Below are 15,997 nucleotides of genomic sequence, written 5' to 3' on the forward strand. Positions count from 1 at the left end.
TACAGTGTCTGTTCTCTAACTTAATCTGCTTCACGTTCCAAATTACAACAATGCGGCGCCGTTTGTTCTTGTTCTATCTTGCTGAGAACAGTGCCGGTCACCGGATTAGGGCGAAAGGTCGTGCAGCCTTTCAGACCAAGGCTATAGGCTTGTTGATAGAGATTACGAAACGCTACGAAATCATAATCTGTCGGCACATTAATCGTTTTGGAAATGGCCTGGTCAACATATGGCTGAATGGCTGCCTGCATTTGCAGGTGATCAGTTGGCGGAAGCTGGTAGGCATTGATAAACGCCGGAGGTAAAGATTTACTTTCTTCCCCTTTGCGCCAAGAAGCAACCGCATAATCGACTACTTGATATTCCGAGTAACCTCCATCCAACCCCAATACACGCCGCGTGTACTCACTATCAAAAACTGGCTCCAGACCGCTTGAAACATTATTTGCAAGAAGACTGATCGTACCAGTTGGTGCGATAGCTGTCAGGTGACTGTTACGAATGCCATATTGCGCAATGCCCTGGCGGATAGCTTCGGGTAAGGAACGCACAAAAGTACCGGCAAGATATTTTTCCTGATCGAAGGATGGAAACGATTCTTTCTCCCGAGCAATATCAACAGAAGCTTGGTAGGCAGCATGACAAATAGTCTTCATGACTGATTGCGCAATCTGCAAGGACTCTTTGCTGCCATAAGGTATATTCAGCATCATCAGTACATCGGCCAGACCAGTGATCCCTAGCCCGATACGTCGCGAAGAATACGCCTGCACAGCCTGGCTGGGTAACGGAAAATTCGAGACATCTATGACATTATCCAGCAAGCGCACTGCAGTCCTTGCAGTTGCGCTAATACCTTCCATATCAAGATGCGCTTGCTCTGAAAAGGGCTTATGAACGAATTGCGTAAGATTAATAGAACCGAGATTGCAAGCACCATAGGGAGGCAACGGAACTTCGCCGCAAGGATTGGTCGAATGAATCCTCTCGCAATAATAAAGATTATTGTGCTGATTGATACGATCGATAAACAATACCCCTGGCTCAGCATAATCAAATGTAGCACGCATGATCTTTTCCCATAGCTCACGTGCACGAATACGCTTGTATACCTTGCATGGAACAGGTTGCTCGTAACCTGGCCAATCTCGCATCAGCACTTCACCACCCATTACATGCTCACTGACCGGAAAGACCAGCAGCCAATCTTCATCCTTACTTATCGCGGTCATAAAATCATCACTGACCAATACTGAAACATTGAAGCGCCGTAACTGAGTTCGATCCTGTTTTGCGGCTATGAATTCCTCGATATCGGGATGATCGCAGCGTAACGTTCCCATCATGGCACCGCGCCGAGCTCCGGTCGAAAGAATGGTAGCGCACATACTGTCCCAGATATGCATGAAAGAAATGGGGCCAGATGCAACTGAACCAACGCTATACGCCTGCGTGCCACGCGGGCGCAGTGTGGAAAAATCATAACCGACGCCTCCACCTTGCTGCATCGTCAGCGCGCCTTCCTTAAGAGCATCGAAGATTCCATCCATCGCATCGGGGATGGTACCCATCACAAAACAATTAAAAAGCGTAACCTTGTGTACAGTCCCTACGCCGGCCTGGATACGGCCTCCTGGTAAGAATTTAAAATTTTGTAGAATGTCGTAAAAACGCGCTTGCCAATGTTCTCGATTACTTTCTTCCGCAGCCAGAGTAGAGGCAATGCGCCTCCAGCTATCGCTAATCGTGGCATCATAAACTACATTATCTTTACGATAGCGGTATTTAGCTTCCCAGACATGCTGGGCAATTGGTGTGGTGAAATAGAGATCGTTCATGATTTTGAGATTAACATCGACTTGGTTTATCAGAAAAGTAAAGAGATGAGCAGTGCGATCAAAATCAATGTGTTGAGCATAAAATCATTCAATTAGCATCGATACAAGCACTCCCACGCATAAAAATGTCACTATCGAACCATAGAACCTCAACCATATAAATTTGACAACGCTGCTGAGATTTTGTTGAATCAATACCGCTCTAGCCCATAATAATGCTCACGGACTCAGGCAAAGAGATAAGCTTCCGTATTGGCCAGTCTCTCAGAACGACTCAAAAAGTCTTTTCGTTGAGTCAGATCACCAGCAATGATGTAGACAGCGACCAATTAATTTTGACAAAGCCGTACAGCAACGCGCAGACCTAGGAACCGTCATTCGAATTTTTAACCTAGCCCTCAATTGGGCGGAATGGAGTGTGTAATTTTGTGAGTGCAGGACAAAGCGCAACGATGCGGAATGGTCGTTTCATTCCAAAGAGTTGCAACGCAGCCATGTGCTAACAAAACCGCGCAATCCTTCACGGAACGGAAACACCCAGATGGCGGGAATGGGATTTATAGAAAAGGCTATTATATTCACGACGTTAACACCGCAAGGAGGTGATTAACTGAAGAATCTAGGTTAAAAAATACATACCAACGTGTTATTAAGAGGCTGCTGAAAAACTATCTACGTTGCCGCTGCGGTGCTAAAAACAAGCTCAAAATGCTCATTTATCAGGTATAAATTCCACTTTTTTCGCCTGTTTTTGCCTATCATCGACTACCTCGAATACGTTTTTCAACAGCCTGTAAAACTCGACCAGATGGAATCAATGAGTATGTGCGCCCGATGTATTCACAACTTCTTCAACTTCCATCATTCCCAAATCCTCATGATCCAGAATATGACAATGCATAACAAATTTACCAATGTAATCACGATACTGGGTATAAACATTGGTAACAGTTGGTCCCTGCACCAATAGTGTATCTTTCCATACCAATTGATCACTGCCGTCTGGCCCTTTACGCACCCATTGGAATGGATTGACATGGATATGGAATACATGCGGCGGTGGTGAGGAAGGTGGCTGACCGATACCATTCGGTACACCGCTAGGATCACCTACCGTCGTCAGCGCCCACATATCGGTGGCGTTCAGCGATAATTGGCGCACGTGATCAGGGTTATAAGCCTGATAGTTGACTTGGAAGTAATTTTTTTCACCCTTCATATCTTGACCGAGCTTGTAGACGACTTCCTGCACACCCAAAGCAGTCTTTCTCAGATCAGTGTTGCCAAACGGTGCCAGTGGAGCCATTTCCTCTTTGGTCGGTAAAACCATGTCCTCGATCTCATTTGTAACCCTGAGAATGGCCAGCAGGTTCTCCGACTCCTCTACTTGTCGCAAGGATCTTTTTGATGAAGTAGGCTGATCGATGATGCGATAATCGCCGGCTTTCATACTTGCTTTAATTAAGATATCGCTACGGTAACCCGGCTGGAGATCAATCGGTGTTCCTGCCTTCCAAGTATCGACTCGACCCAGGTAATTACCGTCCAGGGCAATTTCGTGCAGATCATGACCTTCTACCCCGAAAGCAATGGACTCACGGAAGGCGGTATCAATCAGACGCCAGCGCTGTACTTCGCCACGTTTCATGGTGATAACGGGAACGATCTGGCCGTTGATGGTAATCCGACGGTGCGAGCATGGCCAAGTACCTTTATTACTTGCCGTATTACAATCCTTGGGGTTAGGGTTGGATGGTCCAGGAAAAAGGCTGGTTATGTTGTTGAGTTTTCCTTTTTCGTCATAAAGAATAGTTTGTAGCACAAATATTTTCTCATTAGCATTGGCAGCAAGCAGAGCCTTCGGTGTAGTCTGTGGATCATCTTCTATGACGATAGCTCCTGCCATGCCGCTACCCACCTGAATAGACGTGGAACCATGAGCATGGGCATGATACCAGTAAGAGCCAATCGGATGGTTGGCTGGCAGTTTCACCTCATATTGGAATTGACTTTGCGGTGCGATATCCAGCAAAACATTATCACTATTGCCGGTAGGCGAAACATGCAAGCCGTGATAGTGTATGTTGGTAGTATTGAAAGAAGCTGGTTTGGTGCTGAGATAAGCGTTTCTATTTTCTTGTTCAAACTGCACCTGAATTTCATCTGCCGTCTCTTTTGGCAACTGATTGCTGAGCAGCAAATTGATTACATCTCCTTGATGGACGCGCAGAGTGGGACCAACCAACTGACCGTTGTATGTACGTAGAGTAACCGGGCAACCGGCAATAGTTGTGGTAGCGGGATCAGTATATTGCGCATTGAAGCTGGTATCCAGCATGCCATCTTTGGAACGTATGTCAGGGGGATTCTGGAACGGTGCGTAGCCGTATTTCTGAATATCGATATCTTGGTAAGCACATGCTGGAATAACGGGCTTGTATTCAGCTACAGCCGTGCTTCCGCAGAGCGACAAACCAAACGCAATTATCCCAGCAGGGATGAAGGCGCGTTGCATAAAACTCTCTCCTATTGTTAGTGGGATTATTGTTTTTGGAACCTTGCCCGACCTCTTCGGCCACTTACGGCATCAAATGCCTCAAAGTAAAACTTTTTACTCGATAACTATGGTAGTAGGTAGTTAAGTATCTATTTATCTCCACTTAGCAATCGAACGAATAGCACAACTTTATTGCTTCTTTTATTAAATAGAGTAGTTTTTTTATGGAAATTTTATGCAAGCTTCATAATTACTCCAAATACTCCATTAGGAAAGCTTAGAGACCATTAGAATAAGTTAAAAAAGGATATTTAATAAAGTAGCATAGTTTGATTTGGGAATGGAATAACGGCTTGGGGTGGCATGGGGTTAATGAAGCGGATGCTGGACCGGATTGAATTCGATATAGCTATGGAAAGATGCGGTTTACCACAGCCAGGCAGCAGTCGAGGTTATGCAACGATTTAATTGCTCTTGCAGTTCATACTTTCAATATGGTGTGGAACAGACTGTTTTGAGTAGATGGAAATTACTCAACATGATCCCGATGACCAGTTTGTTCCAAGGGATAGGTAATCGTCTTTGCCTGCACTACCATACCGATATTGGCCCATCTTTCAGCAATCGGTGGCTTTGCAGCTAAATACTCAGTTGGAAGATTCTTCAAATTCCCTCCTTGCTTATTGGGATTGTCGAAAAGTAGCATTTTTATCGAAAATGCTACTTTCAAGTTATTGGTTAATTAATAACTGATTTTCATGAAATCGCTGCAGACAATTAAGCCAAGACAAGAATATTGATTTTGCTACAAATGAGTCATCATTTCTGCATCAAGCTGTTTTGCTAAATCCTGCAAGGCGGTCGAAATCGTGACCGGATAGGCGAAAGCTGTCTCTAAGGCTGTCATAACTTTTGGTAAGTGAGTGTAGCCTGCTAATGTCTGCTGGCGTATGTCGTGCAAAGGTATTTTTGGATGAGTGCGATTTCCTGCCAGCATAACCCGCTCAAGCAATGGTTGCCCTTCATAAGGATCATTTTCTGCTAGCGCCACAATGTCATGACTCATCTCACCCTGTGATGTGTAATAACGGTAAACCTGCTTTCTTCCCGGCCAGGTTGCCTTGCCTTCTGAGCGTTTACGGCGTGGCTTGCCAGCATATTCCTGCAGCTTATAGGCACAATCAAATGCAGGCGCATCGCTGGAAATATCTAATGCGGTACCAATGCCAAAACCATCTATCGGCGCCTTGGCTGATAGCAAGGTTTGCAGTCGGTATTCATCCAGGTTACCGCTGGCAAATATGGTCGTGCTCTGTAAACCTCCTTGATCAAGAATCTGGCGCACGTTGTAGGCATGCGCCGTTAAATCGCCACTATCCAAACGAACACCCTTGATATTGATTTGATCTGCAGTAAGTTTCGGTGCTAATGTGACCACTTTTCTTGCTGCGGCTTCGGTGTCATAGGTATCAATCAGCAAAACGACGTTATCCGGATTGGAGTGGGCAAAGTGTGCAAAGGCTGTAGTTTCATCTGCATGTGCCTGAATATAGGAATGCGCCATGGTTCCAAATAAAGGAATGTCATAAAATGCGCCTGCCAGAACAGTCGCTGTGCCAGTAAACCCCGCCAGATAGCTTGCTCTCGCTGCCAGTAAAGCTGCTTCGGCACCATGTGCTCGACGCATACCAAAATCGACCAATAACTTATCAGGCGCGATCAGCACTGAGCGTGCGGCCTTAGATGCGATCAGTGTTTCGAAATGAAGAAGATTGATAATGCGCGATTCGATCAATTGTGCCTGGGGTAGCGGCGCAGTTATTCGCAAGATAGGTTCATTGGGAAAAAATAGGGTGCCTTCAGGCATAGCGTGTACATCGCCACTGAAGCGAAACTGTTCAAAATAATCGATGAGTGAAGGGTGAAAACGTGTCGCGAGCCAGTCGAGTTCCGCAGATGAAAATTTTAGGTTTTCAAGATAATCCAGTGCTTGTTCTAGTCCAGCCGCAACCATGAAATTTCGACCAGGCGGCAGCTTACGGATAAACAACTCAAAGACAGCCGTTTCTTGCATGTCTTGCTCAAGATAACTTTGCAACATCGTAAACTGATAAAAATCAGAGAGCAGCGGGCTGGAAAGTGGATTCATGCCCATGCAGCAGCTACCTCAAATTGAATAAGCGCTGCACCAAGACGCTCCATTTCCTCCTGCGCATGTAAACCATCTTCAGGCTTTAGATTGATTGCACAAATCGCGTCCTTAAGAACAAATGTAGTGTAATGATATTGTAGTGCATCCTTCACAGTATTGAGCACGCAGTATTCAGTCGCGACACCACCGACAAACAAGCGGCGAATACCCAATTCTTGCAGTAATGTATGGAGCTGAGTATCAGTAAAACCTGAGTAAGCATCTTTCTCTGCCGTTGTCGCTTTGGAAATAACCTGAGTATTAATAGGAAATTCTATCTCCGGGTGAAACGCTGCCCCTGTTGTAGTTGCTATGCAGTGCGGGGGCCATGGACCCCCTTGCTGCTGGAAAGAACAGTGATCAGGAGGATGCCAATCGCGGGTTGCAAAAACCGGCAGGCCGTACTCATGAAAAAGCTTCAGGTAACGATTGATCACAGGAACAATCGTATCAGCCATCGGTACAGCCAAGCTTCCACCAGGCAGAAAATCATTCTGCATATCGATGATCACGAGTGCATCTCCGCTACCTAGTCTCACTTCCATGTTAGCTACCTCGTATCAATAAAACGGGTATAGATGCCGTACGCACCATCCCCTCAGCAACACTTCCCAATAGTAGGCGACTGAAACCAGTTCGACCATGCGTGCCGATGACAATCAAGTCAGCTTGCCAACGGTCAGCTTCCGCCACAATAACATTGGCAATACGCTGACCTTTTGCCTCAAGTAATTTTGTTTCAGTTGTCAATCCTGCTTGCTGCACTAACGCTTGTGCCTCGGCCAGTATTTTTTCACTACTTTCTCTGATGGTTTCTTGCAGTTCGGCGTAATTGATATAGCTTTCATCTACCCAATAAAGAATATCTTCAAATACATGCACAACTTCCAGTTGTGCATGATGCTGCTGCGCTAGTTTGATAGCTTCCTGCAGCGCACAATTTGAAGTGGTACTACCGTCAACTGGAACGAGGATTTTTTGATACATGATGTCTCCTGTGGCAAATCATCCTTTTACACAAGCCAGGGGTTTAAGAAAGGCAACTCTACGAGCAAGCTTGGCCTGCTCTGTTGCTTCAGCGACTAAGTCAACATCCTTGTATGCACCCGGTGCTTCCTCAGCTACCCCACGCATGGAGCGGGAACGGATTAAGATACCCTGCTGGGCAAGTTCGCCAATTAACTGTTTCCCTTGCCAGCGGGCTAACGCCTGGTGACGACTCAATGCACGACCCGCCCCATGGCTGGCCGAGGCGAATGCGGGATTATCGCTATTACCCGCAAGAATGTAAGAGCCAGTACCCATACTCCCACCTATGATCACTGGCTGACCTACCGCACGATAGCGTTCAGGCAATGTGTCATGCCCCGGACCAAATGCACGTGTAGCACCTTTACGATGCACATGCAGCACTCGAGACTTGCCATCGACTTTATGTTTTTCTATCTTGCAGGTATTGTGCGAAACATCAAACAGCGTTTCAAGCTCACTATTTGGGAAAACTTCCATAAATATTTCACGGGTCAGATGAGCCAAAATTTGCCGGTTAGCCAGAGCGCAATTGATGCCCGCATTCATTGCACCAATATATTGCTGTCCTTCTGGAGATTTGATCGGGGCACAAGCCAGTTCACGGTCGGGTAAATGAATGCCGCAGCGCTCAGCAGTCTTGGCCATTGAGACGAGATACTCCGTACCAATTTGATGTCCCAGGCCACGCGAACCGCAGTGTATCGAAATGATAATTTGCCCTTCCTGCAATCCAAAAGCCTGTGCGGCTGCAGGGTCAAGAATACGATCTACTACTTGGACTTCGAGATAGTGATTGCCTGAGCCAAGAGTACCCATTTCACCGCGTTGGCGCTTCTTGGCTAACTCGGAAACATTTGCTGGTACCGCGCCTGCCATGCAGCCTCGCTCTTCGATAAATTCCAAATCTGCTTCGCTGCCATAGCCTTGCTGCACTGCCCAGCGCGCACCGCCAAGCAGGACTTGATCAAGCTGTTTCGTATCCAGCTTGAGTAAACCTTCCTCACCTACACCAGCCGGAATAACCTTGAACAACCTCTCAGCAAGGGTCGAAAGGTGTGGTTTCACATCCTGTAAATTCAAGTTGCTGCGCAAGCAGCGGATTCCGCAGGAGATATCAAAGCCAACACCACCCGCAGAAATGATGCCACCTTGCTCAGCATCAAATGCTGCAACCCCGCCAATCGGAAAGCCATAGCCCCAATGTGCGTCTGGCATGGTCATCGCAGCACCCACCAAACCAGGTAGCGATGCGACATTGGTGATTTGCTCAAGCACTTTATCGTCCATGCTTTCCAGTAAAGGCGCACTACCGTATAGTAATACCTCCTTCCGGCTCTCGCCTGGTTTCAGGGGAAGTGTCCATAGGTAAGACTGAATTTGATGTAATTGCTGTAAATCCATCTTATACCTCCTCTATCTTATTCCATTTCCAAATCAAACATGACGCAAGAGCGAACCGCAGACAGTATAAATAATACGGCTAAGGGAGCCAACTAAGTCAGGTTTGATTTGGAAATGGAATTATACGTCCACCACACAACGCGCTTCCCATATTGCGCCGATTTGCTTTACTGAAAGCATCGTCAAAGTCGCGCCTTTAACCTCCACCCCGCGTTCTAAATCCGCATGCCATTTTTCACCCATTGCTTCGGCGTACCATAAATTACCCTGTCGGCGAATGCGAAAGCGGCAAAAAACCATACCTAACTCACGTGCTTTTCCCAGCAACAAATTTAACCAAGTCACTAGTGCGAGTTCGAGATCTTCTTCTTCAAACTCAAAAGCTATAGAAATATCAGGCTGGACCGTTTCAAGATTGGTCACAATAGCAAATACTGCCTCAGCTGCTGACTCAAATGCTTGCTCGATTGTTGATCCATGACCAATAATGCCGATATCGGCATCATGTTCAAAATAGGATGAAGTCATTTTTTTATTTTTAGACAAGACGCACCTCATTTATCTTAATAATGAATAATGCAACCTGAAAAATACACGGCATAAATTAAAAATAATGCCTAATAAGAAACATCCTAACATTAGATAGACTTGCTAAATGTATAGTTGCACAGGCAATGACAATTCATTCCGATTTCAGTTAGAATCGATGCTGAATCATTGTTATCACTTCTTGTAGAAACTATATCAGGCATTCTTTATGATTCTTATTCTGAAACCAGACACTCTTTCTGAAAGCCATGAATATAAGCAATTACTTGCACACCTCGCTAATCTTGCAGGTATTACCGTGCGCGCACATACGGAGATCGGCATTGAACAAACGTTGACGGAAATCTATTTGATCGGTAATACCAAAGCATTATCAGTTGAAGATATGCAAAGTCTACCGTGTGTCGATCGAGTAGTGCGTATCTCCGAAGAATATCGTGTTCTTGGGCGACATGAAAATGATGATCGGCCAACCCATTTCGATTACAACGGTGTGCGTTTTGGCCAAGATACATTAAATGTATTTGCTGGACTATGTGCTGTCGATACGCTAGAGCATGTGGAATTAATGCTACAAGCATTGCGTGATCATGGCCAGGTTTGTACACGCATGGGTGCCTATAAGCCTCGCACGAGCCCCTACTCATTCCAGGGGCATGGCAAAGCCTGCTTGCCTTATGTATTCGATCTCGCCGGTAAGTATGAGATCAAAGTGATTGCTATGGAGGTAACTCACGAATCTCATGTGGAAGAAATTCGGGAAGCACTCTACCAAACTGGCTCTTCGACGGGTGTGATGCTACAAATTGGCACCCGTAATACCCAGAATTTCGAGTTATTGAAGATCGTTGGCCGTCAGCAGGATTTTCCAGTACTGATCAAGCGTGGTTTTGGTATTACCCTGGATGAATCTCTTAATGCAGCAGAATATCTAGCCTCTGAAGGAAATCGGAAAGTGGTTTTTGGCTTGCGTGGAATGAAAACCAATATGGGTGATCCTCATCGTAATTTTGTGGATTTTGCACATGTTCCTGTGGTCAAGCGCCTGACACGCATGCCGGTTTGTATTGATCCTTCACACTCGATTGGTACTCGAACAGGCTCACCAGATGGCATCCTTGATGTCATGCATGCAACTGCCCAAGGAATTATCGCAGGCGCCAATATGGTGCTGGTTGATTTTCATCCGGTACCCAGCAAGGCGCTGGTTGATGGCCCTCAAGCATTATTACTCAAAGAATTACCTCTCTTTCTAGAAGATGTTCGTATCGCTCGCGAGGCCTATGAAAAACGAGTGGAGCTAGCCAAACGATATCAGGAAGCCGGATAGATTGTTCGTATCAATAACTAATTTGAACGCTCACGATTAGGCTTGCGCGTATTTATTATTGAAGCGTGTGCGCCAATGATTCCAGAAATTTTTTTTACCTAGATGCCTTATAATCACCTTAAAGTGTGTTAAGCCGAATTATTATGGATGAACGAATGCCTAAAATTATCGGTGATGCCAGATATCATCTTCATGGAGAATAACCAATGATCAAAGTTTTGCTTGCAAACCCAAGAGGTTTTTGTGCCGGTGTGGATCGTGCCATCGAAATTGTTGAGCGTGCATTAACCATGCATGGCGCCCCCATTTATGTGCGACATGAAGTAGTACACAATCGTTTTGTGGTGGAAGATTTGGAAAAAAAAGGCGCTGTATTTGTTGAGAACCTGGAAGAAGTTCCACAAGAAAGTATTCTGATTTTCAGCGCCCATGGTGTTTCGCATGCAGTGCGACGAGAAGCAGCAGCGCGCAAACTCAAGATATTCGATGCGACCTGCCCGCTAGTAACTAAAGTGCATGTCGAAGTAGCAAAAATGCGCAAAGAAGGGAAAGAGATCATCATGATTGGCCATCAGGGTCATCCCGAAGTTGAAGGAACCATGGGTCAAGTAGAAGGAAATGATGGCGGGATGTATTTGGTGGAAACAGAAGAAGATGTTGCGAATTTACAAGCTAAGAATGAGCACAATCTGACTTATGTTACCCAAACAACCTTATCAGTCGATGATGCTGCACGTGTAATCAATGCATTAAAACGGCGTTTTCCTAAAATCATAGGTCCCAAAAAGGATGATATCTGTTACGCCACGCAAAACCGTCAGGATGCAGTCAAAAAGATGGTTAAACACTGTGATTTGGTCATAGTGGTGGGTTCTCCCAATAGCTCAAATTCCAATCGCTTATGTGAAGTAGCACGTAATGCCAACGTTGAGGCTTATATGGTTGACCGTGCTGAGCAATTGCAGAATGGATGGTTGATTGGAAAAAGTTGCATTGGGATCACCGCCGGCGCCTCGGCGCCAGAAATATTGGTGCAGCAAGTTCTGGATAGGCTCAAGCAAATTGGCGCCGAACAAACAGGAAGCGATGTCCTCATTGAGGAATTAAGTGGTGTTGTTGAATCTGTGGTGTTTCCACTCCCTAAAGCAGAAGCGATACCCATGGATAAGTATGTGCGTGAAGCAAACTAATAAACTCCCCACCCTTTTTGATAAGGGCTTGTATCAAAGGGTTGTGGCCTGCCCATAATTTCGTTTAGTAAAATTTTGGCGCTACCTGGCGCCATAGTTATACCATAGCGGAAGTGTCCGCTATTGATGAATAAATTACTCAATAGCGGATGACGGCTGATAGTGGGGATATTATGCGGCGAGGCTGGTCTGAGCCCTGCCCAATGCTTTATCAGGGGTTTCCCTTTTAACTGGGGTAACAGTTTTTGTGCACGTCCAGATAAATGCTCACGTGCGGCAAGCGTTGTTTGCTTGTTAAAGCCAACATCTTCCATTGTGCTACCGACCAGTAAATATCCATCGCGCCGAGGGATCAAATACACATCTCCCTGAAGCAAAATCGACCCCAGCGGCGGTTCTTCAAACTTGTATAACAGCATTTGGCCGCGAATTGGCTTAATCTCAAGATTGAGCGCATGCTTTCCTAACACTTGTTTGCTCCAAGCACCTGCAGTGATGACGAAGTGAGCAGCACAATATTTGCCACAAGATGTCGTAAGTGAGTTAAGCCGATGATGCTGCGTTATGATTTCTTGTACTTCACAATGCTCAATAATGCGTCCGCCCAGTTGTACGACTTGGTTATATAATGCTCTTAGCAAACGAGGATTACGCACCTGCGCGATATGGGGCAGAAATAGTGAATGCTCCACTTCTAAATGAAGAAAATTGATTTGCTCGCTCAAGGAAGCCATCTGAGTAAATACCTTCTGTTCCGCCAGCCATTTTTGAGCGGCATTTGCATCATACGGTGGTAGTACAAGCATTCCACTTATCACATATTCAGCATCAATACCCGTTGATGCATACAGCTCTGCCACCCATGCTGGAAACATGGCTGCGCTATAATCAGTAAGGCGCGTAACGCTATCCAGATAGTCCCAGGGGCATAATGGTGACAAGATACCACCTCCTGCCCAAGAAGATTCTTGCCCGACCTGAGCACGCTCCAGGATAGTGACAGTTGCACCTTCTTTCAGCAACTGAACTGCAGTAGCAAGTCCAATCACGCCAGCACCAATAACAATAAAATCTGGAGTCACTTCATTCATATCTCACTCGTGGCATCGCGTGCAAGTAAGCTACAATGGAAAGAGTGCGAAAAGAACTATTGCTATCCCTATAGTTACAAGGAATTACTCTCCCCATGCTTACCTACTTGATCATCTCATTACTGTTTTCTGCATGCATTGCTCTCGGACCAGCCATTCAGATTACTTTCACACGACTAATGACCCACCAATGCAGGCTAAAGTTAATTAAAAACTATCCGTTACTTTAACAGAGTTGAAACCATGGGATAAAGGATTGTATATGCCTGTTAATAGAGGTTTTACAATGTTAGAGCTTATGATTGCGCTGAGCATTGGCGCGATTTTAGCTACCATCGCAGTACCTAGCTATCAGTCGATGATGGTGCAGTCACGTCTTGCTACACAGGCGAATGAGTTTCTCACAGCACTTCATTTCAGTCGTTCTGAAGCAGTGAAACGCGGCATGCGGGTAACCATGTGTAAAAGTAATGACGGTAAAACTTGTACGACCGGAAGTAATTGGCAAGATGGCTGGATAGTATACAGCGATAGCGGGACAGTGGGGGCAATCAATGGCAGCGATCAAATTTTAAGGGTTTTTCCTGCATTGAAAGGCAGCACGATGGATGGTGGCACAAAATTTGCAAACTGGATTGCTTACTTAGCTAATGGAAGTAGTCAAGGTAGTGGTTATAGTGGGTTGGTAGGTAATGGCACTTTCACACTGTGCAATAGCACAAAAGGACGCAAGATTACTATAAACAATACAGGTCGGCCATACACTGAGAAGATGTCATCATGTTAATCCTCAAAAAAAAATTTCAATTGCCACATCAAAAGGGTGTCACCATGATTGAAGTGTTAGTGGCAATCGTTGTGCTCTCCATCGGTTTACTCGGGTTGGCGGGCCTGCAATCCGTCGGACTCACCCATAACCAGAGTGCGAGTTTCCGTTCTACTGCCACAATGATGACTTACAGTATTCTCGACAGCATGCGCGCCAATCGAACTGCAGCAATTAATGGTAGTTATAACATCGCTATAGGTGCCTCCATCCCTTCCGGAAGCACCATTCCCGAGCAGGATCTAAACAATTGGTTAAATGAATTGGCCTTGCGCTTACCCGCTGGCACAGGCGCCATCAACGTCGCTGGTAACGTCATTACCGTCACCATTCAGTGGGATGACAGCCGCGGCGGTGCTTTAGCTGCTCAGCAATTTATTCTGACTACCCAGCTATAGCATGAAAAGAATACCAATAACACAGCATGGTTTCACGTTAGTTGAGGTAATGGTGGCCATGACTATTGGGCTTTTGTTGATGAGTGGGATCATCACCATTCTAACCTCCAGTCACCAGACCTATCGAGTCAACGATGCTCTGGCCAGAATACAGGAAAATGCGCGCTATGCCTTCCATATACTTTCAAAAGATATCCGTATGGCTGGCTATTTTGGGTGTGCAGGCAATGGTGTGCCGACAGTGAATACTTTAAACCCAGGCCCACCTAATCCTCCAGATTTTCTATGGAATCTCGGTCAACCTCTAGAAGGTTTCGAGGCGACCAGCGCAACGGGATGGACACCAGCTCTGCCTCCTTCAGGGGCTATTCCCAGTCCGCTAGGAGGACGAGATATTATCGTAGTGCGTGGAGTCGATGACAGTCCCACCAAGGTTACTCAACAACCTGGTGGAAATCCACCCGACTCCGCTGATCTTAAAGTGACAGCTGGTAGCGGATTCAAAGAAAATGATATCGTCTTGGTTACTGATTGCATGGCATCAGCTATCTTTCAAATTACCAATGTCAATACTCCACAAGGTACCAATGTCAATACTCCACAAGGAATGGACAATTTGGTGCATAACACTGGTAACCCAACCGCAGACACGCCAGGAAATTATACAAAAGCCTTGGGTAAGGACTTTACTAAAGGAGGCGAACTCGTCAAGATTTCTACCCGCTCTTATTTTATTCGCATGGCAGAAACATGGCCGTCACTTTATCGCAAGGTTGGAACAAAACAGGCGGACGAGCTGGTGAGAGGCATAGAAGACATGCAAATTGAATATGGCGAAGATCTCGATCAAAACTGGACAGCAGATATCTATCGTACTGCCGAGGCGGTGGCAAATTGGGGAAATGTCGTCAGCGTGCGTATCAGCTTACTGTTGCAGACGATAGAAGATAATATCACCAGCCAACCCCAACCCTACATCTTTAACGGCATCACTACTACCCCTACAGATCGGCGCCTACGCCAGGCTTTTACCACCGTGATAACATTGCGCAACCGGGTATCCTAATCAGTGCCAGTAAAGACTATGAGACATGATTTATCAGGAAGCTAAACTTGCATCAAGACAACGTGGTGTCGTTCTCGCTACCGGATTAATCTTTCTAGTCATGATGACGCTGCTGGGGGTAACGGCTATGCAGACTACCATGCTAGAAGAAAAAATGGCAGGTAATTTGCGCGACGAGACTCTGGCTTTTCAAGCGGCTGAAGCTGCCCTCAGGGAAGGAGAAATGTTTCTGCAGCAGATTACTTTACCCGCATTTGATGGTTCAAATGGGCTTTATGCTGAAACTCCAGCTGATGAAACTCAAGCTGCTGAAACTCAAGCTGCTGAAACTCAAGCACCAGACCCTATTACCTGGCCAGGATGGTCTACTTCCGGCAGGACAATTGCCACCACGATGAGCGGTGTGGCAAGCCAACCGCGTTATATCATCGAACAGCGGCGCATTCCTGTCCCTGCAGAAAAAGGAGGCAGTGTGCAGCAATCAGCAACCACGATGACATCAACCATGTACAGAGTCATTGCCAGAGGAGTGGGCGGCACTGAGTCAGCAGTAGTTATATTACAAAGTGATTACCGAAGATGAATGGA

15 protein-coding genes are annotated in these 15,997 nt (G+C 45.9%); 6 read left to right on the forward strand and 9 right to left on the reverse strand.

All coding sequences use genetic code 11. The features are described 5' to 3' along the window. Positions 1 to 20 precede the first annotated feature (20 nt). From R2Q26_RS08625 to R2Q26_RS08660, 8 genes are all read right to left on the reverse strand, one after another. Complete coding sequence (locus R2Q26_RS08625; protein ID WP_317535892.1) at positions 21 to 1,838, reverse strand: adenosylcobalamin-dependent ribonucleoside-diphosphate reductase; 1,818 nt, start codon at positions 1,836 to 1,838, stop codon at positions 21 to 23. 814 nt (positions 1,839 to 2,652) lie between these two features. After that, a complete protein-coding gene (locus tag R2Q26_RS08630; protein WP_317535893.1) occupies positions 2,653 to 4,353 on the reverse strand; it encodes a multicopper oxidase family protein in 1,701 nt (566 codons plus the stop codon). A gap of 511 nt (positions 4,354 to 4,864) precedes the next feature. Next, on the reverse strand, positions 4,865 to 5,002 hold the full coding sequence (locus tag R2Q26_RS08635) for a hypothetical protein (protein ID WP_317535894.1): 138 nt from the start codon (positions 5,000 to 5,002) through the stop codon (positions 4,865 to 4,867). 138 nt (positions 5,003 to 5,140) lie between these two features. Continuing rightward, entirely contained in the window at positions 5,141 to 6,490 is a 1,350-nt protein-coding gene (locus R2Q26_RS08640; protein ID WP_317535895.1) for a nicotinate phosphoribosyltransferase, read from the reverse strand. Further along, positions 6,481 to 7,071, reverse strand: coding sequence for an isochorismatase family protein (locus R2Q26_RS08645; RefSeq protein WP_317535896.1), 591 nt, complete (start codon positions 7,069 to 7,071; stop codon positions 6,481 to 6,483). The genes R2Q26_RS08640 and R2Q26_RS08645 overlap by 10 nt, the downstream gene beginning before the upstream one ends. 1 nt (position 7,072) lies before the next feature. Further along, positions 7,073 to 7,513, reverse strand: coding sequence for a universal stress protein (locus tag R2Q26_RS08650; RefSeq protein ID WP_090569145.1), 441 nt, complete (start codon positions 7,511 to 7,513; stop codon positions 7,073 to 7,075). Between the two features lie 18 nt (positions 7,514 to 7,531). Continuing rightward, a complete protein-coding gene (locus R2Q26_RS08655) occupies positions 7,532 to 8,959 on the reverse strand; it encodes an RtcB family protein (protein ID WP_317535897.1) in 1,428 nt (475 codons plus the stop codon). Between the two features lie 120 nt (positions 8,960 to 9,079). Then, positions 9,080 to 9,505, reverse strand: coding sequence for an archease (locus tag R2Q26_RS08660; RefSeq protein ID WP_317535898.1), 426 nt, complete (start codon positions 9,503 to 9,505; stop codon positions 9,080 to 9,082). Between the two features lie 211 nt (positions 9,506 to 9,716). On the opposite strand from R2Q26_RS08660, the gene R2Q26_RS08665 reads away from it, so the two are divergent. Together R2Q26_RS08665 and ispH are read left to right on the forward strand one after the other, a co-directional pair. Then, positions 9,717 to 10,838, forward strand: a complete 1,122-nt coding sequence (locus R2Q26_RS08665; protein ID WP_317535899.1) for a 3-deoxy-7-phosphoheptulonate synthase — start codon at positions 9,717 to 9,719, stop codon at positions 10,836 to 10,838. A gap of 206 nt (positions 10,839 to 11,044) precedes the next feature. Next, positions 11,045 to 12,028 carry a 4-hydroxy-3-methylbut-2-enyl diphosphate reductase gene (ispH, locus tag R2Q26_RS08670; RefSeq protein WP_317535900.1) on the forward strand — a complete coding sequence of 328 codons (984 nt, stop codon included), beginning with the start codon at positions 11,045 to 11,047 and terminating at the stop codon, positions 12,026 to 12,028. Here ispH and thiO read toward each other — a convergent pair. Next, entirely contained in the window at positions 12,025 to 13,119 is a 1,095-nt protein-coding gene (gene thiO, locus R2Q26_RS08675; protein ID WP_317535901.1) for a glycine oxidase ThiO, read from the reverse strand. The two genes, ispH and thiO, sit on opposite strands and share 4 nt — an antisense overlap. 262 nt (positions 13,120 to 13,381) lie before the next feature. Between thiO and R2Q26_RS08680 the strand changes: the two genes are divergently transcribed. From R2Q26_RS08680 to R2Q26_RS08695, 4 genes are read left to right on the forward strand one after another with little or no spacing between them, the layout of a single operon-like run. Next, positions 13,382 to 13,906, forward strand: a complete 525-nt coding sequence (locus R2Q26_RS08680) for a GspH/FimT family pseudopilin (protein ID WP_317535902.1) — start codon at positions 13,382 to 13,384, stop codon at positions 13,904 to 13,906. After that, on the forward strand, positions 13,900 to 14,343 hold the full coding sequence (pilV, locus tag R2Q26_RS08685; protein ID WP_317535903.1) for a type IV pilus modification protein PilV: 444 nt from the start codon (positions 13,900 to 13,902) through the stop codon (positions 14,341 to 14,343). Before R2Q26_RS08680 ends, pilV begins: the two co-directional genes overlap by 7 nt. A gap of 1 nt (position 14,344) precedes the next feature. Continuing rightward, positions 14,345 to 15,409: a PilW family protein gene (locus R2Q26_RS08690; RefSeq protein ID WP_317535904.1), complete on the forward strand. Its 1,065-nt coding sequence runs from the start codon at positions 14,345 to 14,347 to the stop codon at positions 15,407 to 15,409. Positions 15,410 to 15,434: 25 nt separating this feature from the next. Beyond that, a complete protein-coding gene (locus tag R2Q26_RS08695; protein ID WP_317535905.1) occupies positions 15,435 to 15,992 on the forward strand; it encodes a PilX N-terminal domain-containing pilus assembly protein in 558 nt (185 codons plus the stop codon). The last annotated feature ends 5 nt before the right edge of the window (positions 15,993 to 15,997 follow it).

The organism is Nitrosomonas sp. Is37 (assembly GCF_033063275.1).
In the GTDB taxonomy this organism is placed as follows: domain Bacteria; phylum Pseudomonadota; class Gammaproteobacteria; order Burkholderiales; family Nitrosomonadaceae; genus Nitrosomonas.